Genomic DNA, 21,367 nt, shown 5'->3' with positions numbered 1-21,367 from the left:
GTGGATCAATCGCTTGCCGTCGTCCGCTGCCTAGAGTCCGTCTTTCAACGGGTGGAGCGGACATCCATGGAGGGCATCCCTATCCTCAATCCCGCGTTGTCCGTCCGGGCGCTGGGCGTGCGGATGTGGCAGGGCGAGTGGCTTGCGGTCCTGATCACGCCCTGGTTCATGAATCTCGTCCTGTTGCCTGCCGCGGGCGTCGAGGCGCGTACGCGCCTGCGACCCGGCGCGAAGGAGCAGGTCGCATTCCCGGCAGGCAGGTTCGAATTCATCCATGCCCATGAGGAAGAGCTCGGCGCCTACCTCGCCTGTTCGCTGTTCTCGCCGGTCTTCGAATTCGCCGATCAGGAAAGCGCGGAAGAGACCGCGCGGCAGGTGCTTGCCGAGCTTTTCAGGGGCGAAGCGGAAGACGATGAAGACGTCGACATGGTCCGCCTCTGGGAGGGCCGCTTGCCGGACCCCGATGCCGCGCCGGATGAAGACGCCGCCCCGGTCACTGCAAAGCCTCTACCGTTGACCCGCCGCGCCCTGTTCGGGCTTCACGACGAGGACGCCCAGCAATGAGCCTCGACGGGCGGGTCGCGATCGACCTCTTCTGCGACGGCGGCGCGGTTCTCCAGGCGCGCGTCCAGCCGGCGCGCGCCGTCGCCCTCGGCCCTATCGTGAAGGGGAGATCGGCCACGGAAGCCATAAGGGTGATCGCATCGCTTTTCAGCGTTTGCGGCATGGCGCAAGCGGCGGCCGGCGTGGAAGCCGCGGAAGCGGCGATGGGCATCGAGACCGAGCCGCGCACGCAGACGGCGCGACGGCTCGTCGTGTTTGCCGAAACGCTGCGCGAGCATCTCGTCAGGATCAGCCTCGACGTTCAGCACCTCACGGATGCCACGCCTGAGGTGGCGCTTCTGCGCCGCGCCATGACGCTGCCTGTGCGGCTGAGAAAAGCGCTGTTTCCCGATGGCGACCCCTTCGCACCCGGTGCGCGGGCCGGAATGCCGGGTACCGATGCCGATCGCATCGCCGCGGAAGCCGCCGAATTGACGTGCGCCATGGTCCATGCGGAAGAGCGCCTTTCCGAAATGGACCCGGCCGCTTTCGCCGCCTGGGCCTCGGAAGGGAGCACCGCCGCCGCGCGGCTTGCCTACCCGATCTTGGCAAGGGACTGGGCCATGATAGGCTGCCCGAAAGCAAAAGGGGGAGGCGAAAAATTGCTGGCGCTCGCGGACACGACTTGCCTCGCCCGGCAGGCCGGCGAGCCGCTCGTGGGAGCCTTCCTCTCGGCGGAGGGCGAAGGAGGACTTGGCGCGCGCCTGATGGCGCGGTTCGTCGAGGCGGCAAAGCTTCCCGGCGAGATCGCCGCGGGCCTTGCGATGCTGCGGATGAGCGGGATCCATTCCAGTGGTTTGCGGGGAGAAGGTGCCCCGAAGGACCGGATGGGCGGGAGCGAAAATACGGAAGCCTGGCACAGTTCCTCGTCCGCCCGCCGACATCTCCTCCCTGCACACGATGAGCCGAACGCCTTCTCCGGCATCGGCTATGCCGAAGCCGCGCGGGGCCGCCTCGAGCACCGTGTCGTGCTTCGCGAGGGGCGTGTGGTCGGCTACGCGGTCGATGCTCCGACAAGCAGCCATTTCGGCGAAAGCGGGATCGCGGAACGCTCGCTTGCGGCGCTCGCTGCGCCGAGCCGCGCGGAACTCGCGCTGCAGGCCGACCTTCTCGTGCGCGCCATCGACCCCTGTGTCGGCTACGAGGTGAGGTTCCACTGATGCACGAGATGGCGATCTGCGAAAGCATCCGCGGCATCCTCGAGGAAGAAGCCGCAAGGCAGAGCTTCGCCAGGGTCGATCGCGTCTGCCTGGAGATCGGACGGCTCGCCGGCGTCGAGGTCGAGGCGTTGAAATTCGGCTTCGACGTGGTCATGCGCGGGTCGCTCGCCGAGAGCGCGAGGCTCGACATTCTGGAGACGGAGGCGCGCGCATGGTGCATGCCCTGCGGCCGCAGCGTCGCAATCGCCCAGCGCTACGACCCGTGCCCGGTTTGCGGCAGCCATCAGTTGCAGGTGACCGGAGGTGAGGAGATGAGGATCAAGGAATTGGAGGTGAGCTGATGTGCAGCGTTTGCGGATGCGGCGAAGGCGAGGTGCGGATCGAAGGCAAGGCCGGCCATCATCATCACCACGAAGACGGCCATCGCAGTCACGGGCATGACCACGATCATGCCGGTCATGATCACGGCCACGATCATCATCACCACGACGATCATGTGCACGATTATGGTTCAGGCTCCGCCGGCGTCCATGCGCCCGGCATGAGCCAGGCGCGGCTGGTCCAGCTCGAAATGGACATTCTGTCCAAGAACAACCGATATGCCGCCGACAATCGCAAGCTCTTCGCTGCGCGCGGCGTGCTCGCGCTCAACCTTGTGTCGAGCCCCGGCTCGGGCAAGACGACGCTGCTCTGCCGCACGGTCGAGGCGCTGAAAGGCAAGCTTCCGGCCGCCGTCATCGAGGGCGATCAGCAGACCTCGAACGATGCCGAGCGCATCCGCGCCTCGGGCGCTCCGGCGATCCAGATCAACACCGGCAAGGGCTGCCATCTCGACGCGCACATGGTGGGCCATGCCGTCGAGCACCTCGACATCGCCGACGGTTCGCTGCTCTTCATCGAGAATGTCGGCAATCTCGTCTGCCCGGCCGGCTTCGATCTCGGCGAGGCGCATAAGGTGGTGATCCTCTCGGTCACCGAAGGCGAGGACAAGCCGCTCAAATATCCCGACATGTTCCACGCGGCAGACCTGATGATTCTCAACAAGACGGATCTTCTGCCGCATCTCGACTTCGATCCCGAAGCCTGCATCGCCAACGCGCGCAAGGTCAATCCGAAGATCAAGGTCCTGCAGCTTTCGGCACGGACCGGTGAAGGAATGGCCGACTGGACGGCATGGATATTCGCCGCCCGCGCGATGGCGCTGGCCGGCCATCCGCTTGCCGGTGAACTTCAGGCCGAACTCAAGGGAGCCGCCTGATGTGCCTCGCCATACCCGCCCGCGTGGTGGAACTCCTGGACAATGACGTGGCGGTCGTCGCCTTCGACACGGTGAGGAAGCGCATCTCTCTCGCGCTTGTCGAGGACGTGGCGATCGGCGACTTCGTGCTCGTCCATGTCGGCTATGCGCTGCACAAGGTGAGTGTCGAGGAGGCGGAGCGCACGCTGGGGATGATGGCGGAAGCCGGTGTGCTTAGGGAGGAACTGGAGGAGATTTCGGCATGAAATATGTCGACGAATATCGCGACCGGGACCTCGCGCGCACCGTTGCCGCTGCGATCGCGGCCGAGGCCGATCCGGACAGAAGCTACCACTTCATGGAGTTCTGCGGCGGCCACACGCACGCGATCTTCCGCTACGGCGTGCAGGACCTGATGCCGGAGAACGTGCATTTCGTGCACGGTCCCGGTTGCCCGGTCTGCGTGCTGCCGGTCGCGCGGCTCGACGACGCGGTCGAGCTTGCGGAACGGTATGGCGTGATCCTCTGCACCTATGGCGACATGATGCGCGTGCCGGGCACCAAGCAGCGGAGCCTTATCCGGGCAAAGGCTGACGGTGCCGATGTGCGCATGGTCTATTCGACCGCCGACGCGCTCAGGATCGCACGCGAGAATCCGGACCGGCAGGTCGTCTTCTTCGCCATCGGCTTCGAGACCACGACGCCGCCGACCGCTGTCGCGCTTAAGACGGCCGAGGCCGAGAAACTCGGGAATTTCAGCGTTTTCTGCAACCATGTGCTGACCCCGTCGGCGATCAGCCACATCCTTGAGTCACCGGAGGTGCGGGACCTTGGCATCGTCAAGATCGACGGTTTTCTCGGACCCTCGCACGTCTCTTCCGTGATCGGTTCGCAGCCCTATGAATTCTTCGCCGAAGAGTTCCAGAAGCCGGTCGTCATCGCCGGCTTCGAGCCGCTCGACGTGATGCAGTCGGTCTTGATGCTGATCCGCCAGGTCAATGACGGACGATGCGAGGTCGAGAACGAATATACCCGCGTCGTCACCGAGGAGGGCAATGTCAAGGCGCAGACGCTGGTGAGCGAGGTTTTCGAGCTGCGCAAGAGCTTCGACTGGCGCGGTCTCGGCACCGTGCCCTACAGTGCGCTGCGGATCCGCGACCGCTTCGCGAAATTCGATGCCGAGAAGCAGTTCGAACTGTCGGTCAAGGCTTCGCGCGAGGTGAAGTCGTGCGAATGCCCGTCGATCCTGCGCGGCGTCAAGAAACCGACCGACTGCAAGCTGTTCGGCACCGTCTGCACCCCGCAGAGCCCGGTCGGCTCCTGCATGGTGTCGTCCGAAGGCGCCTGCGCGGCCTACTGGACCTACGGCCGCTTCCGTGACCAGCAGCCTTCCAAGCTGGAGGCGGCGGAATGACGGCGGCTGATCTCAGGCTCGCCGCAAACGCATCGAACGCACGCGGCTCGGTCGACATGACGCATGGCGCGGGCGGGCGCGCGATGGCCGATCTCATCCGCGATGTGTTCCATAAGCATCTCGCCAACGACTATCTGGCGCAAGGCAATGACGGCGCGCTTCTGGGCAGCGTCTCCGGCCGACTGGTGATGGCGGCAGACAGCCACGTCATTTCACCGCTGTTCTTCCCGGGTGGCGACATCGGCGCGCTCTCCGTTCACGGCACCGTCAACGACGTCGCCATGATGGGCGCCAGGCCGCTCTGGCTCTCCGCTTCCTTCATCATTGAGGAAGGGTTTCCCCTCGCGGATCTGGAGAGGATCGTCGTCTCCATGGCGCTGGCCGCGCGCCAGGCGGGTGTCCCGGTGGTCACCGGCGACACCAAGGTTGTGGAAAAGGGCAAGGGCGACGGCGTGTTCATCTCGACGACCGGTGTCGGCGTTCTCTCCGAGGCAACCGATATCGGCGGAGGCAACGCGCGGCCGGGCGACGCGATCATCGTCTCGGGCACGATGGGCGATCATGGCATCGCGATACTTTCCAAACGCGAGCATCTAGATTTCGAAACCGAGATCCTGTCCGATACGCAGCCGCTCAACGATCTGGTTGCCGCGATGCTTGCGGCGGTGCCCGGCATCCGCGTGCTGCGCGATCCGACCCGGGGCGGCCTGTCGGCCACGCTCAACGAGATCGCGCACCAGTCGAAGGTCGGCATGGTGATCAGGGAAACGGCCGTGCCAGTGAACCCGGAAGTCGCGGCGGCCTGCGAGCTGCTCGGCCTCGATCCGCTCAATGTCGCCAACGAAGGCAAGCTGATTGCGATTTGCGGGGCGGACGACGCCGCAACCCTGCTTGCCGCCATGCGCAGCCATCCGAAAGGCCTCGACGCGGCGCTCATTGGCGAGGTCGTCGCGGACGAGCACGCGCTGGTCACCATGCGCACCCGGCTCGGCGGCATGCGCGTTGTCGACTGGATAGCCGGCGAACAGCTTCCCAGGATCTGCTGAGATGCGAATCTTGCTCCTCGTCACCGCCTTCAATGCACTGAGCCAGAGGCTCTTCGTCGAACTTGGCGAGCAAGGCCATGAGGTCTCGATCGAGATCGACGTCAACGATGCCCGCACGATCGAGGCGGTCGAGCTTTTCGAGCCCGACCTCGTCGTTGCGCCTTACCTGAAGCGTGCGATCCCCGCTCGGGTCTACGAGAACCGCACCTGCGTGATCGTGCACCCCGGTATCGTCGGCGACCGCGGACCGTCGGCGCTCGACTGGGCAATGACGAATGGCGAGACGGAATGGGGCGTGACGGTTCTCGAGGCGGTGAAGGAGATGGACGCCGGGCCGGTCTGGGCGAGCGCCGCCTTTCCGATGCGCCGGGCAACGAAATCGAGCCTTTACCGCAACGAGGCGACGGAGGCGGCGGTCACGGCGGTGCTGGAAGCAGTGGAGCGTTTGCGGACGGGGGTGAAGCCCGTGCCGGCGGACGAGCTTGCGGTCCCGCATCGCGGGTGCTGGCGGGACGCGATCAGGCAGGCTGACCGGCAGATCGACTGGATGCGCGATACGACGGAAACCGTCATCGGCAAGATTGCAGCGGCCGACGGAGTGCCAGGCGTCCGCGATGAGCTTTTCGGGGAGCCGGCCTTTCTTTTCGACGCCAGGCAGGCGTTCGGGTTGCCTGTCGCGGCGCCGGGTGCCGCGATCGCCAGAAGCGGCCCCGCGATTGCCCGCGCCACGGTCGATGGCGCGGTATGGATCGGCCATGTGCGCCGTCCAGGTTCGGCCAATCCGTTCAAGCTGCCGGCGACCCTGGCTTTCGCGCCCGAGGCTGAGCAATTGCCGGAGCGGCCCCTGAATTCCGGCGGCGGCTATCAGGACATTGCCTATGAGGAGCAGGGTGCTGTCGGATTCCTGCATTTCCCGTTCTACAACGGCGCGATGGGCACCGACGCCTGCGGGCGGCTGCTCGATGCCTACCATAAGGCGGCTGAACGGCCGACGAAGGTGATCGTGCTCTGCGGCGGGCCCGAGTTCTGGTCGAACGGTCTGGACCTCAACCGGATCGAGGCGGCGGTGAGCCCGGCGGACGAGTCCTATGCCAATATCTGCGCCATCGACGACCTGTCCGAGGCGATCATCAGCACGACGAGCCACGTGACCGTCTCGGCGCTCGGCGGCAATGCCGGCGCGGGCGGCGTCTTCCTGGCGCGCGGTGCGGATCATGTCTGGCTGCGCTCGGGCGTGATCCTCAACCCGCACTACAAGGACATGGGCAACCTCTACGGCTCGGAATTCTGGACCTACCTGCTGCCGCGCCATTGCGGTGCCGACAATGCCCGCAGGATCGCAGCCGCCCGCTTGCCGATGGGCACGCGCGAGGGACTGAGCCTCGGGCTCGCCGACCGTATTCTGCCCGGCCCGCGCGATCGGTTCGCAGCCGAGGTCAAGGCGCTCGCAGCCGGGCTGGCGGACAGGCCCGACTTCCCACGGTTGCTTGCCGAAAAGCAGGCACGCCGGGCCGCCGACGAGGCGGCAAAGCCGCTCTCTGAGTATCGTGAGGAGGAGTTGGCCAGGATGCGCCGAAACTTCTACGGGTTCGATCCGAGCTATCACGTTGCCCGGCACAATTTCGTGCACAAGGTGCCGAAATCCCGCACGCCGGTCACCATCGCCCGCCACCGCGACCTCGCCTGGGCCTCCGGCGCACCGGGCAGGAGGAGGGCGTCGTGACTGAGCTTCCCCCCATACTGATCGTCGACGACGAGGTGCGGTCGCTGGAGTCGCTGCGCCGCATTCTCGGCGAGGATTTCGATGTCCATGTCGCAAGCGACATCAAGACGGCGACGTCGATGCTGGAGAGCGAATGGATCCAGTTGATCCTTTGCGACCAGCGCATGCCCGGAACATCGGGAATCGAATTCCTCAAGCAGGTACGCACCCGCTGGCCCGACGTCGTGCGTATGATCATCTCCGGCTACACCGACGCCCACGACATCATCGACGGCATCAACGAGGCCGGCATCTACCAGTACATCACCAAGCCCTGGCATCCTGAAAACCTGATCCTGACGCTGAAGAACGCGGTCAAACTCTATGTCCTGCAGCGCGAGAACGAGCTTCTGGCCGTCGAGATGCGCATGGCGCCGTCATCCGCCTCCAAGGTCGTTTCGGACCGCCGCAGTGCGCTCAGGCGAGATTACAACTTCGACGACGGCATCATCCGCTCCCCTTCGAGCCCGATAAACACGGTCTGCGACGCGCTGAAACAGGTCGCGCCCTTCGATATCCCGGTCGTCCTGATAGGCGCTTCCGGCACCGGGAAGGAACTCGCCGCCCGCGCGCTGCACTACGGCTCGCTGCGTTGGAACAAGCCCTTCGTCGTCGAAAATTGCGGCGCTCTGCCCGACCAGCTTCTGGAAAGCGAGCTGTTCGGCCACAAGCGCGGCGCCTTCACCGGTGCTGTGGAGGATCATATCGGCCTGTTCGAGCGCGCCAGCGGCGGCACCGTCTTTCTCGACGAGATCGGCGAGGTTTCGCCGGCCTTTCAGGTCAAATTGCTGCGCGTCCTGCAGGAAGGCGAGATCCGTCCGGTCGGCAGCGGCAAGACGCGCAAAGTGGATGTGCGGGTCGTGGCGGCGACCAACCGCGATCTCGAGGACGAGGTGCGCCACGGGCGTTTCCGTGCCGATCTGTTCTACAGGCTCGCGGGCACGGTCATCAGGTTGCCGGCCTTGCGCGAGCGGCCGATGGATATCGAAATCCTCTCGGCGGCGATCCTGGAGGGCGCACGACGCAAGCTCGGCAAGAACGTGCCGGGCATCTCCGCCGAAGCCATCGCCTGTTTCAAGAATCACTCCTGGCCTGGGAACGTGCGCGAGTTGCAGAACGAGATCCAGCATATGCTGGTCATGGGCCGGGAAGGCCAGGAGCTCGGCGCCGAACTCGTATCCCGCCACATCCTGACGGCGGTCCCGCAAGTCGAGGACGCAGACGGAGACGACATTGCCGGGCTCGCCGGAACGCTGCGCGACCGCATCAACGAGATGGAGCTGCGCATCATCCGCGAGACACTCATCCGCCATCGCTGGAACAAGTCGAAGGCGGCGGAGGAGTTGGGATTGTCGCGGGTCGGATTGCGCGGCAAGCTCGAACGGCTGGGGCTGGAGAATGTGAAGCCCTTGCCGGCGCGGCGCGCAGTCGGCTCCGTCCGGTGAGGCGCGCCCATGGAACTCATAAGGGTACCGAAACCACAGATGGCAAAGCCCGCGTCCGGGAAATTCCACGAATCCTTGCCGATGAGGGCGGAAGTGCCCGCGCTCGGCCTGGCGCCGGCCGGTGAGGAGGCCTGGATCGAGGTCATCCGCAAGATGGACGCGGTCTACAAGGATTTGGTCGAATCGCAGACGCTGCTGGAGCGTCAGCACGCCGCCCTCGAGGAGGCGCAGCAATTCATCGATTCGGTGCTGGGCTCGATGACCGACGTGCTTGTGGCCTGCGATGTGAGGGGCCGCATCCAGCAGGTCAACCCGGCCATGGTCCAGTTGTCGGGCATCGCCGAGAAGACCCTGATGGGGTCGGCGATCCTCGATCTGTTCGAAGACGAGGATGGTGCCGTTGCCGTCCGGTTCGCCGGTTGTTTCCGCGAGGCGCGGCCGATCTCCGATCTCGAAGTGCACATGCGCCAGCGGGATGGCGGTGCGACGCCGCTGGCGCTGAACTGCTCGCCACGGCTCGACCACCGTGGCAGGCTCGTCGGCATCGTCATCGTCGGAAGGCCGATCGGCGAGCTTCGCCGCGCCTACCACCAGCTCGATCTGGCGCACCAGAGACTGACCAGGACGCAGCAGCAGCTCGTCGTCTCCGAGAAGATGGCGGCGCTCGGCCGCGTCGTTGCTGGGGTCGCCCATGAGCTCAACAACCCGATCAGCTTCGTTTTCGGAAACATGCACGCCCTGAAGCGCTACGGGGCCGCGATCGCAACCTATCTCGACGCCGCGCATGGCCGCGCCGACCCGCAGGCGCTCGAGGAACTGCGCCGAAAGCTGAAGATCGATTCGATCGCCGCCGACATGAAGCCGCTGATCGACGGCACGCTCGAAGGCGCGGAGCGTGTGCGCGCAATCGTTCAGGATCTGCGCCGCTTTTCCAGCAGCCAGCGCGAGGGGCTGGAGGTTTTCGATGTCACCCGCACCATTCGCACCGCCGTCGACTGGGTCGTCAGGGCAGAGCGCGTCAAACCCGTTGTTGTCTTCGACATGCCGGATGAGCTCGATGCCTGCGCGCGCAAGGGGCACCTGCATCAGGTCATCGTCAATCTCGTCCACAACGCCGCGGATGTCCTTCAGAACCGACCGGAGCCCCGGATCGAAATCTCCTGCCGCCGGGAAGGCGAAGATGTCGTCATCAAGGTTCGCGACAACGGCACCGGCATTCCGCAAACGCATATGGACCAGATCTTCGAGCCGTTCTTCACCACCAAGCCGATCGGCCAGGGAACGGGGCTGGGGCTCTATGTGAGCTACGGCCTGATGAAGGAACAGGGCGGCGATCTGGCAGCGGCAAATCATCCCGAAGGCGGCGCCGTGTTCACCGTCCGCCTTCCGGCGAATCCAGGCTGAGGGGGCGATGATGAAGCGGCCGCTCAACCTTCTCTGGCTTCAGTCCGGCGGCTGCGGCGGCTGCACGCTGTCCCTGATCGGCGCCGAAGGCCCCGATCTCATCACGAGCTTCGCCACGGCCGGTATCGAGGTGCTGTGGCATCCTTCGTTAAGCGTCGAGACGGGGCGCAGCGTCGTCGCCATCATGGAGCGCGTGACATCGGGCGAGGTTCCGCTGGACATCCTCTGCCTCGAAGGCGCCGTCATGCGCGGACCGAACGGCACCGGCCGATTCCACATGATGGCCGGGACCGGCCGGCCGGTGATGGACTGGATCAGCGATCTTGCGGCTGTCGCCGGCCATGTGGTCGCCGTCGGCTCATGCGCGGCCTTCGGCGGTATCACGGCCGCTGGCGCCAATCACGTTGAGGCCTGCGGCCTCTCCTATGACGGCACGGAGCCTGGCGGGTTGCTCGGCCACGGCTTCCTGACGAAATCGGGCCTGCCGGTCATCAATGTGGCCGGCTGTCCCATTCACCCGGACTGGCTGACCGAAACGCTGCATCAGATCGCTGCTGGCCGGTTCGACGAGAGCCATGTCGACGAGTGGGAACGTCCCGTGAGCTACACGAACCATCTCGTCCATCACGGTTGCTCCCGCAACGAATTCTATGAGTTCAAGGCGAGCGCCGAGCGGCTGTGCGATCTCGGCTGCATGATGGAGAATCTCGGCTGCAAGGGCACGCAGGCGCGCGCCGACTGCAACATCCGGCCTTGGAACGGCTCCGGCTCCTGCATCGACGGCGGCTATCCCTGCATCAACTGCACCTCGCCCAGCTTCGAGGAGCCCGGCCATTCCTTCACCGCGACGCCGAAGGTTTCCGGCATCCCGGTCGGGCTTCCGACCGACATGCCCAAGGCCTGGTTTGTCGCGCTGGCGGCGCTCTCCAAGGCGGCGACGCCTGTACGCCTGAAGACCAATGCGACCGCCGATCACGTGGCGGTGCCGCCGCACGACAGGCAGAAGAGGCGACCATGAGCCGACTTGTCGTCGGACCGTTCAATCGTGTCGAGGGCGACCTCGAGGTCAAGCTCGATGTGAGCGGCGGGTGGGTCCGCTCTGCCGAAGTCGTCTCGCCGCTTTATCGTGGCTTCGAGCAGATCCTGCAGGGCAAGTTGCCGCAAGATGCGCTCGTCTACGCGCCGCGCATCTGCGGTATCTGCTCTGTCTCGCAGTCGATCGCCGCCGCACGCGCGCTTGCCGAGGCGCAAGGGCTCGGTGTCGCGGCAAATGGCCGGCTCGCGATCGACCTTATCCATGCGACGGAAAACGTCGCCGACCACCTGACGCATTTCTACCTGTTCTTCATGCCGGATTTCGCCCGCGAGGCCTATGCTGGCGAGTCATGGCACCAGGCGGCCGCTTCGCGCTTCCGTGCTCTCTCGGGAACTGCCGCCGAGGAGGTGCTGCCGGCAAGGGCGCAATGGATGCACATGATGGGTATTTTGGCCGGCCATTGGCCGCATACGCTCGGCATTCGACCGGGCGGCTCGACTCGGGCCGTGACGGCCAACGAGCAGGCGCGCATGGCCGGTATCGTCGGGGCATTCCGCCGGTTTCTGGAGCGCACGCTTTTTGCCGACGCGCTCGAACGGGTAGCGAACCTGTCTACTGCCGATGACCTCGCCTCCTGGCGCGAGGAGAAGCCGGCGCTCCAGGGCGACTTTCGGCATTTCCTCGCCATTTCGGAGGCGCTCGGCCTGGACAGGCTTGGCCGCGCCGGCAGCCTTTTCATGAGCTACGGCGCCTATCATGCCGCAGCCGGCCATCTGTTCCGCCGCGGCCTCTGGAAGGCCGGCTGTCCGACGTCGCTCGACCTGTCGCTGATCACCGAGGATACAGAGAATGCCTGGTACGCGCCGGCCGAACGCCCGTTGCCGCCGACCTCGGGAGAGACCGTGCCTGGCGACGGCACGGGGAAGGGCTACACTTGGTGCAAGGCGCCGCGTCTTGCCGGCGAGGCCGTCGAAGTGGGCGCGATTGCCCGTCAACTCGTGAATGGTCACCCGCTGATCCGCGATCTGGTCGGGTCAGGCAGCGGCAATGTGCATGCCCGGGTTGTGGCGCGTGTGCTGGAGGTCGCTCTCGTTGTTACGGCAATGGAGAGCTGGATCCGTGATCTCAGGCCCGGCGAAGCCTTTTGCGAGCATGGCGCGACGCCGGCCGATGGCGAGGGCACGGGCCTGACCGAAGCTGCGCGCGGCTCGCTTGGCCACTGGCTGAAGGTGCGCAACGGCCGCATCGCCAACTACCAGATCATCGCGCCGACGACCTGGAACTTCTCCCCACGCGATCGTAACGGCAATCCGGGCCCGTTGGAGCTGGCGCTGGAGGGAGCGCCCGTGCTGGCCGGTGAGACCGAACCTCTCGCAGTCCAGCACATCGTGCGCTCGTTCGATCCGTGCATGGTCTGCACGGTGCACTGAAGCCCGGCCATGAACACGCTCCTGGCCGCACCACCAGCCGCAAAGGGTCACCTGATCCGGGTTTCCGGCCTTGTGCAGGGTGTCGGCTTCCGCCCCACCGTCTGGCGCGTCGCCACCGCCATGGGCCTTACTGGCCACGTACGCAACGACGCCGCGGGCGTCGAGATCGCGCTCTGGTGCAGCGATGCCGAGCTGGCGGCGTTCAGGCAAAGGCTCTGCGACGGATGTCCGCCTTTGGCACGCATCGACGCTATCGAGACCACCGACCTTGAAGGATTGCCGCCGCTCGACGGCTTCACCATTGTCGCGAGTGCAGGGGGAGCGGTGCGGACAGGCGTCGTTCCAGACGCCGCATGCTGTGCGGAATGCCTCGCCGAAATCCTCGACCCGCGTGACCGCCGCTATTTCTATCCCTTTGCGAACTGCACGCATTGCGGTCCGCGGTTGTCGATCATCGAAGCGATCCCGTACGACCGCTCCTCGACGTCGATGAAAAGTTTCGTCATGTGTGAGGCATGTCGGGCCGAGTACGAGAATCCTGCGGAGCGGCGCTTCCATGCCCAGCCGATTGCCTGCCCAAATTGCGGCCCGCGCATCTGGCTCGAAGCGGAGGACGGGTCCGTCTTTGCCGGTGGATCGGAACGGGTGATAGACGAGGCCGCCGCTCTGATCAGGGCAGGGCGAATTCTCGCCGTCAAAGGCATCGGTGGCTTCCATCTCGCCTGCGTTGCAACCGACGACGACGCGGTCATGCGGCTGCGCAGCCGCAAGAAACGCGACGGGAAGCCGTTTGCGCTAATGGGCCGCGATCTGCGGCAGATCCGCGAGTTCGCCTTGATCTCGGACGAAGAGCGTGACGAACTCTCATCTCCTGCCGCGCCGATCGTGCTGCTGCACCGGCGCGCGAAGTGCCCGGTGGCACCGGGCGTCGCCCCCGACCACGACCGGCTCGGTTTCATGCTGCCCTACACGCCACTGCACCATCTTCTCATGAGGGTGCTCGACAGGCCGATCGTGTTGACCTCGGCCAACCATTCAGGCGAGCCGCAATGCAGGGACAATAACGAAGCGCGGCGGGAGCTTCACGGCATCGCCGACCATTGGCTGATGCACGACCGCGCGATCGTCAACCGGCTGGACGACAGCGTCGTGCGTTGTGACCAGCATGGTGTTTCGGTGCTGCGCCGTGCCCGCGGCCTCGCACCGTCGCCCATGCCATTGCCGTCTGGTTTCGAGAGCCCGCATAGCGTGCTTGCAACGGGTGGCGATCTGAAAGGCGCGTTTTGCCTGGCCGGAAATGGCAAGGCGCTGCTCTCCCAGCATCTCGGCGATCTCGCCGAACCGAAGAGCCAGGCGGCATGGCGCCGCGCCCTGGACCTCTACAACAACCTTTTCGATGCGAAACCCGGCCTCGTAGTGACCGACCGGCATCCGGCCTACCGATCGAGGCAGATTGGCATCGAACTCGCTCGCGAGTGCGGAGCGAGGCTCATCGAAGTCCAGCACCACCATGCGCATCTTGCCTCCTGCATCGCGGGGCACGGTCGCGCCCTTGATGCTCCTCCGCTGCTGGGCGTGGTCCTCGACGGCATCGGCTTCGGTGACGACGGCACGATCTGGGGCGGAGAGTTCCTGCTCGGCGACTATCGCCGCTACAAACGCCTGGCGCATTTCGATGCCATCGCGATGCCAGGCGGCGACCAGGCGAGCCGCGAGCCCTGGCGCAATGCCTACGCGCATCTCCATGCCGCCTTCGGTCCAGATTTCCTTGCCGGTCCCGTCGGCAATCTGCCGTTTGCACAGGCTTTGGCCGAAAGGCGGCCGAGCATCGTCGCGCAAATGATTGAAAGAGGCGTCAACGCCCCGCTTGCGTCTTCCGCGGGACGGCTGTTCGACGCTTGCGCGGCGATCCTGGGAACCTGCTTCGAGCTGCAGTCCTATGAAGGGCAAACAGGCATGGAGTTGGAGGCGCTCGCGAACCCGTTCATCGAGGAGGCCGAGGCCTGGGCGCTGCCTCCCGACGATGGATCGATCATTCGCTGGCGAGGTCTCTGGGAGGCGTTGCTGCGCGACATGGCTGCTGATGTCGAGATCGGCCTGATCGCCGCGCGTTTTCATCGGACCTTGATCGCGGTCGTGTCCAGAACCACGCGCCGATTGGCCCGCGAGAACCAAGTCGACACGATCGCGCTTTCCGGCGGTGTCTTCCAGAACCGGCTCATGCTTGAAGGGGTGTTCTCGGAACTCTCCGCGGCCGGGTTCGAGCTACTCGCCCATACGGATGTTCCGGCCAATGACGGGGGGCTGGCGCTTGGCCAGGCGATGATAGGCTTGGCCGCCCTCGGCTAAGAGGGGTGCTCGGCGACGATGGGTTCCGCGCCTTTATTGGCTTACCCGCCTGATTGGTTCACCAGCAAAGGAACGATGCGGTCGCTCTTGGCGAGGACGGGACGGCCTGAGGTGGCATAGGGAATGCCGAGCGCATCCCAGGTCTCGACCAGCGCGTCCTGCAATTCGGCGATCAGCGCGTCGGAATGGAAGGGTGTCGGCGTGATGCGCAGCCGCTCGGTGCCGCGCGGCACCGTCGGATAGTTGATCGGCTGGATGTAGATGCCGTGGACGCCGAGCAGGCGGTCGCTGGCCATCTTGCACAGCTCCGGATCGCCGACCAGCACCGGCACGATGTGGGTGGCCGATTCCATCACCGGCAGCCCGGCCGCGGCGAGCACCTGCTTGGTCCTGGCTGCCTGGCGCTGCTGCGCGTCGCGCTCGGCCTGCGAGCGCTTCAGATGCCGGATCGAGGTGGTGGCCGCCGCCGCGATCGCCGGCGGCAGCGCGGTGGTGAAGATGAAGCCCGGCGCATAGGAGCGCACGGCGTCGATGACGGCGCTGGCGCCGGCGATGTAGCCGCCCAGCGTGCCGAAGGCCTTGGCCAAGGTGCCCTCGATGATGTCGATGCGGTCGGCCAGCCCCTCGCGCTCGGTGATGCCGCCGCCGCGCGCCCCGTACATGCCCACCGCATGCACCTCGTCGATATAGGTCATGGCGTTGTAGCGCTCGGCGAGCTCGACGATCTGCCGGATCGGCGCGATGTCGCCGTCCATCGAATAGACGCTTTCGAACACGATCAGCTTGGCGCGCTCGCGGCCCGCCGCCTGCAGCAGGCTTTCCAGATGCGCGACGTCGTTGTGGCGGAAGATCTTCTTCTCGGCGCCCGAGCGCCGCACGCCCTCGATCATCGAGGCATGGTTCAACTCGTCCGAGATGATCAGGCAGTTGGGCAGGAGCCTGGCAATGGTCGAGATCGAGGCCTCGTTGGAAACGAAGCCGGAGGTGAAGACCAGCGCCGCTTCCTTGTCGTGCAGGTCGGCCAGCTCATGCTCGAGCTCGACCAGCGGGTTGGAGGTGCCGGAGATGTTGCGGGTGCCGCCGGCGCCCGAGCCCATCTTGCCGGCCGCGGTCTGGAAGGCGGTAATCACATCGCCGTTCTGGCCCATGCCGAGATAGTCGTTGGAGCACCAGACGGTGATTTCCTGGGCGCGGCCGTTCGAGCGCCAGATGGCGCGCGGGAACTTGCCCACGATGCGTTCGAGGTCGGCAAAAACCCGGTAGCGCCGCTCCGCATGGAGCTGGTCGATCGCGTCTTCGAAGAACCGCTGGTAATTCATGCTGAACTCCTCTGCAGGAAGCGACGCCGCAGGCTGCGACGGTTCGGTCTGCTGGAGCCAACCTACGGACCGGGGCAGGGCTCCGCTTTGAGCTATGTCAAATTACGCGGCGCCGGATCTGTTCGGCACGCCACGAAACGAGATCTCGTTCGGCTGCTGAAGGAGATTGCAAGCCGGTCGCCGGGGGGCGGGGTCGACCCAACCGGCCAAAACTGATTCAAGTCAAAGCGCGGAACTTCATTTCGGCCCAAGTTGGCTAAATGTGGAATCCAATAGCAAGTGCTCCGTTTGGCCGTAGCCTCGAACTAGCCGTTCTGGACGAGGATGGCTTGCACGCGCTTGTATTTCCTTGCGAAAGAGGTCGGGAAGGGTGGCGGGATGCCGTTACCGGTGCGCGCGTCGATATCCGGCCGACCCACTGGCGCGACTGGGACCTCCGAAAAGATAAGACGGCTTCGCTTCGAAACCTGTCTTAAGGCGGCAATTCCGGACGGAAAACCGCTGCGCACTTTTCCCGGAATTGCTCTAAGGTTTGGGTTCAGCGATCAGGGCCATGCGCACCAGGTGCGAAAGGCTGCCGGCGCCCATCTTGCTCATAACGTTGGCGCGATGGATTTCGACCGTGCGTGGACTGATCCCGAGATCATAGGCAATCGTTTTGTTCGGCAACCCGGAGACAAGCCCGTCGAGCACCTGGCGCTCCCGCTCTGACAGGGTGGCAAGGTTCTTCCGGATCTCGGCCGATTGCGGGTGCGTGGCTACCGCTTGACTTCGGTTGTCCAGGGCAGAGCGAATTGCATCGACGAGCACCTCGTCGTCGAACGGCTTCTCGATGAAGTCGGAGGCGCCTTCCTTCATCGCCTGGACGGCCAGGGCGACATCGGCATGCCCCGTCATCACGATTACGGGCACGCTCAGGCCACGGGCTTTCAGTTGCCGCAGGAATTCGATGCCGTCGATGCCGGGCATGCGCACGTCGGTGACGATGCAGCCGTCGATCTCCTTCGGTTCCGTCGCCAGGAACGCAGTTGCCGATTCATGCAGGCGCACGGCAAAGTCGGCCGTCGCGAGCAGGAAGCCCAGCGATTTGCGAACATCGACATCGTCGTCGACGACATGCACGACATCATTGGCCACTGGCAACCTCTTCCTTTTCTACAGCGCGCAGCGTGAACCGAAACGCGGTGCCACCGCCGGGTGGCGACTCTGCCCAGATATGACCACCGTGGGACTCGACGATAGTGCGACAAATGGACAGGCCGACACCCATCCCGTGCTTCTTGGTGGTCACGAAAGGCTGGAAGAGCTGCGCCGAAACCTCTGGCGCCAGCCCCGGGCCGGTGTCGATGACGCCAACCTCCATCATGCCATCGCGCCGCGCTTTGGTTGCGACATGCAATTCCCGACGTGGCGCACCGTGCATGGCCTCCACGGCGTTTCTCATCAGGTTCAGCAATACCTGCTCGATCTGGATTCTGTCGGTCAATACAAGCTCGGCCGCTGGATCGAGATCGTAACTGACGCGCACGTCCGCTTCCTTGGCGCCAACCAGGGCGAGCGACGAGGCGTCGTCGATGAGCGTTGGCAGACGTTCCACCGTATGCTCGCTTTCACCCCTGGCGACAAAATCCCTGAGACGGCGGATGACGTCGCCGGCGCGCAAGGCCTGGTCGGCAGCCTTCTCGACAGCCTCCTGCAACATGGCGGCATTGTCGTCCTTGCTCTTCTCGAGGAGGCGGCGGCTGCCTTTGAGATAGTTCGTGATGGCCGTCAGCGGCTGGTTTATCTCATGCGCCAGCGTCGAGGCCATTTCGCCGAGCGCGGTGAACCGCGCCATGTGAAGCAGTTCCTGCTGCTGTTCCTGCATCCTGGCTTCCGTTTTATGGCGTTCCGTCAGGTCGCGGCAGAAGCCGGTGAAGAAGCGGCCCGTTCCCGGATGCATTTCACCGACCGCGAGTTCCATCGGAAAGGTCGATCCGTCCTTGCGCATTCCGGTTACCGTGCGGCCCAGCCCGATGATGCGGCGCTCTCCCGTCGTCAGGTAACGCTGCAAATATGCGTCATGCTCATTCCGGTATGGCGAGGGCATCAGCAACCTGACGTTTTGACCGATGACTTCGCTGGCCTTGTAGCCGAACAACGTCTCGGCCGCCGTGCTGAAGGATTGGATAAGGCCGCGTTCGTCGATGACGATCATCGCGTCGGGCACTGTCGCCAGGATCGAACGCAGGTGATCCTCGCGCAACTGCAATGCAGCGTTGGCGAACGACAGGTCGCTGACATCCGTGCCCTGAACGAAGATCGCGGTGATCCGGCCGTCCTTGGCTCTGATGGGCTGGTAGACGAAGTCGAGGATACGCTCCTCCGCGAGGCCGGTTTCAGGGTTGCGCAGGACGATTTTGGCATTGCGGCCGACATAGGGCTCGCCGGTTTCGCTGACACGGTCGAGCAATTCGAAGAACCCCTGGCCCTCGAGCTCGGGCAAGGCTTCGCTGACCGACTTGCCGATGACCTGCCGCCGGCCGATCAGCCGTTGATAAGCGGCATTGGTCAACTGGAAAACGTGGCCCGGCTCGCTGAGCACGGTCATGAAGCCAGGAGCCTGCTCGAACATCAGCGCGAGAAGCTCAGGTTCCGGCAGGTAGTCTCGCCCCATTTCATCGCCGGATACCGGAAGTGCCGCGGCGATGGCTTCGGGTGAAGCTTCTCCCTTTTTGCTCACGAGCATTCTCCGGATTGAAGTACAGCAGCGGTCGATGATGTAGCACTCATCTTTTTACCCGCCAAACAGTCGCTGCGGCGATTTTGATCGGTATCAAGGCACTGCACCTCCAACACACTGCAAAATGACGCAGACTTTCCGCATCGAGCAAGGTGCCCGCATGTCCTACAAAACGATAGTCGTCAATCTGGCCGTTGATGCAAACCCCGCGCCGATCATAAAGCTGGCAACGGAACTCGCGCAGCGCTTTGATGCTCACCTCGTCGGCCTCGCTGCCGCGGACGTTCCGCCCTTGGTGTCGACGGGAGAAGGCCTGGTCTACGAAGGCGAGGTCATGCAGATAGCTCGCACCGAAATCGAGAAGCGTCTTGCCGAACTGCGCGACATTTTCGAGAAGCTTGTCCCGGCCTCGATAAGCAGTGAATGGACGCAGTACATCTGCGGTCCGACACGTGTTCTCGGCATAGCCGCCCGTTCGGCCGACCTTATCGTGACCGGTGATGGAGGGGAGGATGTCTTTCGCGCCGTCGATATCGGAAGCCTCGTGCTCGGCGCTGGCCGCCCGGTGCTGGTCGCCGCGAGCAATGCCGAGCACCTTTTGGGAAAGACTGTCCTTGTCGCCTGGAAGGACAGCAGGGAAGCCCGCAGGGCCTTGTCCGACTCCTTGCCGTTCCTGGCCAGGGCCAACGAAGTGGTCGTCGCCACGATGGAACCCGTCTCCGGAGAAGAAGTTCGCAACAGCCTCGCCGACGTCGCGGTATTTCTGGAGCATCACGGCATCACGGCGCGAACCGAAGTGATCTCCGGCGAGGCGGACGGCGACAGCCTTACGGCATTTGCGCGCTCGATCCATGCCGACCTGATCGTGACGGGCGCCTACGGCCACAGCCGGCTGAGGGAATGGGCCTTCGGCGGTGTTACGCGGACGCTGATTCAGCAGTCCGGCATCAACCGCTTGATGTCCTATTGAAGCTTCGGGTGGCGTTCGCGCAGCTTTTGCGGATGATGGATCCGCATCCACGGGGTCAGGCAGATTGAACGGTCTATTTCTTCTCGAAGCGTTTCTGCTCTTTGCCGCGCCAGGGCCGACCAACGCTCTCCTGATGGCGGGGGCGGTCAAGCGAAAGAGGGCGATTACGCTCCTGGCCGCGCAAGCATGCGGATACGGGATCGCGGCGGCGCTCTGGCTTTCGTTACGCCCATTGATGCCGGCTGACGCCATCCAGATACTCAAACTGATCGCAGCCGGGTGGCTTGTGGTTCTGGGCCTGCGTTTGATGGCCAGCAACCCGATCAACGTATCCGAAAGCGGCGACAGCCTTTCGGTGCTGGCAACCACCGCCCTCAATCCGAAGGCGTTTATCTACTGCCTGGCGATGGTGCCGATGAATGCCAAGCCGCACGTTTTGGGCGCCTACTGGATCGTGCTCCTTGGGATGACGGCAGCCACGGGATCGCTCTGGCTTTTGTTCGGCAAGCGGCTACGCGGAGGCAGGAGCATGGCGGACAAGGTTGCCGGCGCGGCCCTTCTTGGATTCGCCCTGTTGTTGCTGCGACCGTTATTGGCCGCAGCGGCGATCTAGAGCAATTCCAGGAAAAGTGTGTAACGGTTTTCCGTCCGGAATTGCGTGAAAACAAGGAGATAGAGGGGTTCTGCGTTTCCGTGAAACTATGAGCCACCCTAGGAGACAAGCACGACCGACAGAGGGCCAGCGCAGAACAGTTTGTCCGTAACTTTCTTGACGCCGGCGACATTCTCGGCGGCAACGATGGCGGCCTTTCGCTGACGCTCGTCGAAAATCGCGCCATTCAATTCGACGACGCCCTTGTCGACGGTAACGCCGATCAGGTCGCCCCCGCTCCAGGACTGCTGCTGCAGCTCGGCCACAATGGTCCTGCGTATCAACTCGTCATCGGCGGTCGCCGCGCTTGATTTGGGCAGGATCCGAAGCAGGGCCCGCAACAAATCCGAGCGGGTGACGATGCCGACGATTTTGCCGGCCTCGACGATAGGTACAGTCTTGATGTCGTGGCGAGCCATCAATTCGACGATCTCGGCAAGCGACGTGCCTGGCGGCGCGGAGACGACTTCTGTCGTCATCACCTCGCCTACGCGGCGTCCGTTCGCGTGGACATATTCATCGGCGACCTTGCCGGGGCCAGCCAGAAATTCCAGCCAGCGAGGACGAACACGCTGGGTGCCGAGCTCTTGACGGCGCAGGAAGTCGCCTTCGCTTATGATCCCGGCCATGGCGCCGTCGCGTGTGACCGGCAGACAACTGATTTTCCTGGTCAGCATCAGATCGGCCGCTTTGGCGATCGAGGCCGAAGCATCGATTGAGATCACCGGCGTTGTCATGATGGCCTGGGCTTGCATCGGCATTTCCTGCTCTCCATCAGGCCCCTTTTTGAAGCGCCGGGAACGGCAGCGCTTTGATCT

At 64.4% G+C, this 21,367-nt stretch carries 19 protein-coding genes; 15 read left to right on the top strand and 4 right to left on the bottom strand.

What is annotated here, in order from left to right; all coding sequences use genetic code 11:
- The 13 genes from hybE to hypF are packed head-to-tail and all read left to right on the top strand — an operon-like array spanning position 1 to position 14,886.
- Positions 1-564 (top strand): [NiFe]-hydrogenase assembly chaperone HybE, encoded by a 564-nt coding sequence (gene hybE / locus EJ070_RS35905; RefSeq protein WP_127299103.1) that lies wholly within the window; start codon positions 1-3, stop codon positions 562-564.
- Positions 561-1,763 (top strand): hypothetical protein, encoded by a 1,203-nt coding sequence (locus EJ070_RS35900; RefSeq protein ID WP_126095583.1) that lies wholly within the window; start codon positions 561-563, stop codon positions 1,761-1,763. The genes hybE and EJ070_RS35900 overlap by 4 nt, the downstream gene beginning before the upstream one ends.
- Positions 1,763-2,104: a hydrogenase maturation nickel metallochaperone HypA gene (gene hypA, locus EJ070_RS35895; protein ID WP_126095582.1), complete on the top strand. Its 342-nt coding sequence runs from the start codon at positions 1,763-1,765 to the stop codon at positions 2,102-2,104. The genes EJ070_RS35900 and hypA overlap by 1 nt, the downstream gene beginning before the upstream one ends.
- Positions 2,104-3,021, top strand: coding sequence for a hydrogenase nickel incorporation protein HypB (gene hypB, locus EJ070_RS35890; RefSeq protein WP_126095581.1), 918 nt, complete (start codon positions 2,104-2,106; stop codon positions 3,019-3,021). Before hypA ends, hypB begins: the two co-directional genes overlap by 1 nt.
- Complete coding sequence (locus EJ070_RS35885) at positions 3,021-3,266, top strand: HypC/HybG/HupF family hydrogenase formation chaperone (RefSeq protein ID WP_126095580.1); 246 nt, start codon at positions 3,021-3,023, stop codon at positions 3,264-3,266. The genes hypB and EJ070_RS35885 overlap by 1 nt, the downstream gene beginning before the upstream one ends.
- Positions 3,263-4,414, top strand: a complete 1,152-nt coding sequence (gene hypD / locus EJ070_RS35880; protein ID WP_126095579.1) for a hydrogenase formation protein HypD — start codon at positions 3,263-3,265, stop codon at positions 4,412-4,414. Before EJ070_RS35885 ends, hypD begins: the two co-directional genes overlap by 4 nt.
- On the top strand, positions 4,411-5,460 hold the full coding sequence (hypE, locus tag EJ070_RS35875; protein ID WP_126095578.1) for a hydrogenase expression/formation protein HypE: 1,050 nt from the start codon (positions 4,411-4,413) through the stop codon (positions 5,458-5,460). The genes hypD and hypE overlap by 4 nt, the downstream gene beginning before the upstream one ends.
- 1 nt (position 5,461) lies before the next feature.
- Positions 5,462-7,183, top strand: coding sequence for a hydrogenase maturation protein (locus EJ070_RS35870; protein WP_126095577.1), 1,722 nt, complete (start codon positions 5,462-5,464; stop codon positions 7,181-7,183).
- Positions 7,180-8,667: a sigma-54 dependent transcriptional regulator gene (locus tag EJ070_RS35865; protein ID WP_126095576.1), complete on the top strand. Its 1,488-nt coding sequence runs from the start codon at positions 7,180-7,182 to the stop codon at positions 8,665-8,667. Before EJ070_RS35870 ends, EJ070_RS35865 begins: the two co-directional genes overlap by 4 nt.
- A 39-nt stretch (positions 8,668-8,706) precedes the next feature.
- Positions 8,707-10,071 carry an ATP-binding protein gene (locus EJ070_RS35860; RefSeq protein ID WP_210211966.1) on the top strand — a complete coding sequence of 455 codons (1,365 nt, stop codon included), beginning with the start codon at positions 8,707-8,709 and terminating at the stop codon, positions 10,069-10,071.
- Between the two features lie 10 nt (positions 10,072-10,081).
- Positions 10,082-11,089, top strand: a complete 1,008-nt coding sequence (locus EJ070_RS35855; protein WP_210211965.1) for a HupU protein — start codon at positions 10,082-10,084, stop codon at positions 11,087-11,089.
- Positions 11,086-12,537 (top strand): nickel-dependent hydrogenase large subunit, encoded by a 1,452-nt coding sequence (locus EJ070_RS35850; RefSeq protein ID WP_126095574.1) that lies wholly within the window; start codon positions 11,086-11,088, stop codon positions 12,535-12,537. The genes EJ070_RS35855 and EJ070_RS35850 overlap by 4 nt, the downstream gene beginning before the upstream one ends.
- A gap of 9 nt (positions 12,538-12,546) precedes the next feature.
- Positions 12,547-14,886: a carbamoyltransferase HypF gene (gene hypF, locus EJ070_RS35845; RefSeq protein WP_126095573.1), complete on the top strand. Its 2,340-nt coding sequence runs from the start codon at positions 12,547-12,549 to the stop codon at positions 14,884-14,886.
- 41 nt (positions 14,887-14,927) lie between these two features.
- Here hypF and hemA read toward each other — a convergent pair whose 3' ends face one another.
- From hemA to EJ070_RS35825, 3 genes are all read right to left on the bottom strand, one after another.
- Positions 14,928-16,205 carry a 5-aminolevulinate synthase gene (gene hemA, locus EJ070_RS35840; RefSeq protein WP_126095572.1) on the bottom strand — a complete coding sequence of 426 codons (1,278 nt, stop codon included), beginning with the start codon at positions 16,203-16,205 and terminating at the stop codon, positions 14,928-14,930.
- Positions 16,206-16,730: 525 nt separating this feature from the next.
- A complete protein-coding gene (gene fixJ / locus EJ070_RS35830; protein WP_126095570.1) occupies positions 16,731-17,342 on the bottom strand; it encodes a response regulator FixJ in 612 nt (203 codons plus the stop codon).
- Positions 17,332-18,861, bottom strand: coding sequence for a PAS domain S-box protein (locus tag EJ070_RS35825; RefSeq protein WP_126096044.1), 1,530 nt, complete (start codon positions 18,859-18,861; stop codon positions 17,332-17,334). Before EJ070_RS35825 ends, fixJ begins: the two co-directional genes overlap by 11 nt.
- Before the next feature lie 226 nt (positions 18,862-19,087).
- On the opposite strand from EJ070_RS35825, the gene EJ070_RS35820 reads away from it, so the two are divergent.
- Together EJ070_RS35820 and EJ070_RS35815 are read left to right on the top strand one after the other, a co-directional pair.
- Complete coding sequence (locus EJ070_RS35820) at positions 19,088-19,897, top strand: universal stress protein (protein ID WP_126095569.1); 810 nt, start codon at positions 19,088-19,090, stop codon at positions 19,895-19,897.
- A gap of 64 nt (positions 19,898-19,961) precedes the next feature.
- Entirely contained in the window at positions 19,962-20,510 is a 549-nt protein-coding gene (locus EJ070_RS35815) for a hypothetical protein (RefSeq protein WP_126095568.1), read from the top strand.
- A gap of 98 nt (positions 20,511-20,608) precedes the next feature.
- Here EJ070_RS35815 and EJ070_RS35810 read toward each other — a convergent pair whose 3' ends face one another.
- Entirely contained in the window at positions 20,609-21,310 is a 702-nt protein-coding gene (locus EJ070_RS35810; protein WP_348639578.1) for a CBS domain-containing protein, read from the bottom strand.
- Positions 21,311-21,367 lie beyond the last annotated feature (57 nt).

This window comes from Mesorhizobium sp. M1E.F.Ca.ET.045.02.1.1, from assembly GCF_003952485.1.
In the GTDB taxonomy this organism is placed as follows: Bacteria; Pseudomonadota; Alphaproteobacteria; order Rhizobiales; family Rhizobiaceae; genus Mesorhizobium.
Note: the sequence above shows the minus strand (reverse complement) of the source record. Positions and strands in the feature narration are given on the sequence as shown.

Coding starts and splice junctions, on each gene's coding strand:
- EJ070_RS35825 (WP_126096044.1), bottom strand. CDS start 18,861: ATGGGGCGAGACTACCTGCCGGAACCTGAGCTTCTCGCGCTGATGTTC.
- EJ070_RS35860 (WP_210211966.1), top strand. CDS start 8,707: ATGGCAAAGCCCGCGTCCGGGAAATTCCACGAATCCTTGCCGATGAGG.
- hemA (WP_126095572.1), bottom strand. CDS start 16,205: ATGAATTACCAGCGGTTCTTCGAAGACGCGATCGACCAGCTCCATGCG.
- EJ070_RS35855 (WP_210211965.1), top strand. CDS start 10,082: ATGAAGCGGCCGCTCAACCTTCTCTGGCTTCAGTCCGGCGGCTGCGGC.
- hypB (WP_126095581.1), top strand. CDS start 2,104: ATGTGCAGCGTTTGCGGATGCGGCGAAGGCGAGGTGCGGATCGAAGGC.
- EJ070_RS35885 (WP_126095580.1), top strand. CDS start 3,021: ATGTGCCTCGCCATACCCGCCCGCGTGGTGGAACTCCTGGACAATGAC.
- EJ070_RS35870 (WP_126095577.1), top strand. CDS start 5,462: ATGCGAATCTTGCTCCTCGTCACCGCCTTCAATGCACTGAGCCAGAGG.
- hypF (WP_126095573.1), top strand. CDS start 12,547: ATGAACACGCTCCTGGCCGCACCACCAGCCGCAAAGGGTCACCTGATC.
- hypE (WP_126095578.1), top strand. CDS start 4,411: ATGACGGCGGCTGATCTCAGGCTCGCCGCAAACGCATCGAACGCACGC.
- EJ070_RS35900 (WP_126095583.1), top strand. CDS start 561: ATGAGCCTCGACGGGCGGGTCGCGATCGACCTCTTCTGCGACGGCGGC.
- EJ070_RS35820 (WP_126095569.1), top strand. CDS start 19,088: ATGTCCTACAAAACGATAGTCGTCAATCTGGCCGTTGATGCAAACCCC.
- EJ070_RS35850 (WP_126095574.1), top strand. CDS start 11,086: ATGAGCCGACTTGTCGTCGGACCGTTCAATCGTGTCGAGGGCGACCTC.
- hypA (WP_126095582.1), top strand. CDS start 1,763: ATGCACGAGATGGCGATCTGCGAAAGCATCCGCGGCATCCTCGAGGAA.
- EJ070_RS35810 (WP_348639578.1), bottom strand. CDS start 21,310: ATGCCGATGCAAGCCCAGGCCATCATGACAACGCCGGTGATCTCAATC.
- hypD (WP_126095579.1), top strand. CDS start 3,263: ATGAAATATGTCGACGAATATCGCGACCGGGACCTCGCGCGCACCGTT.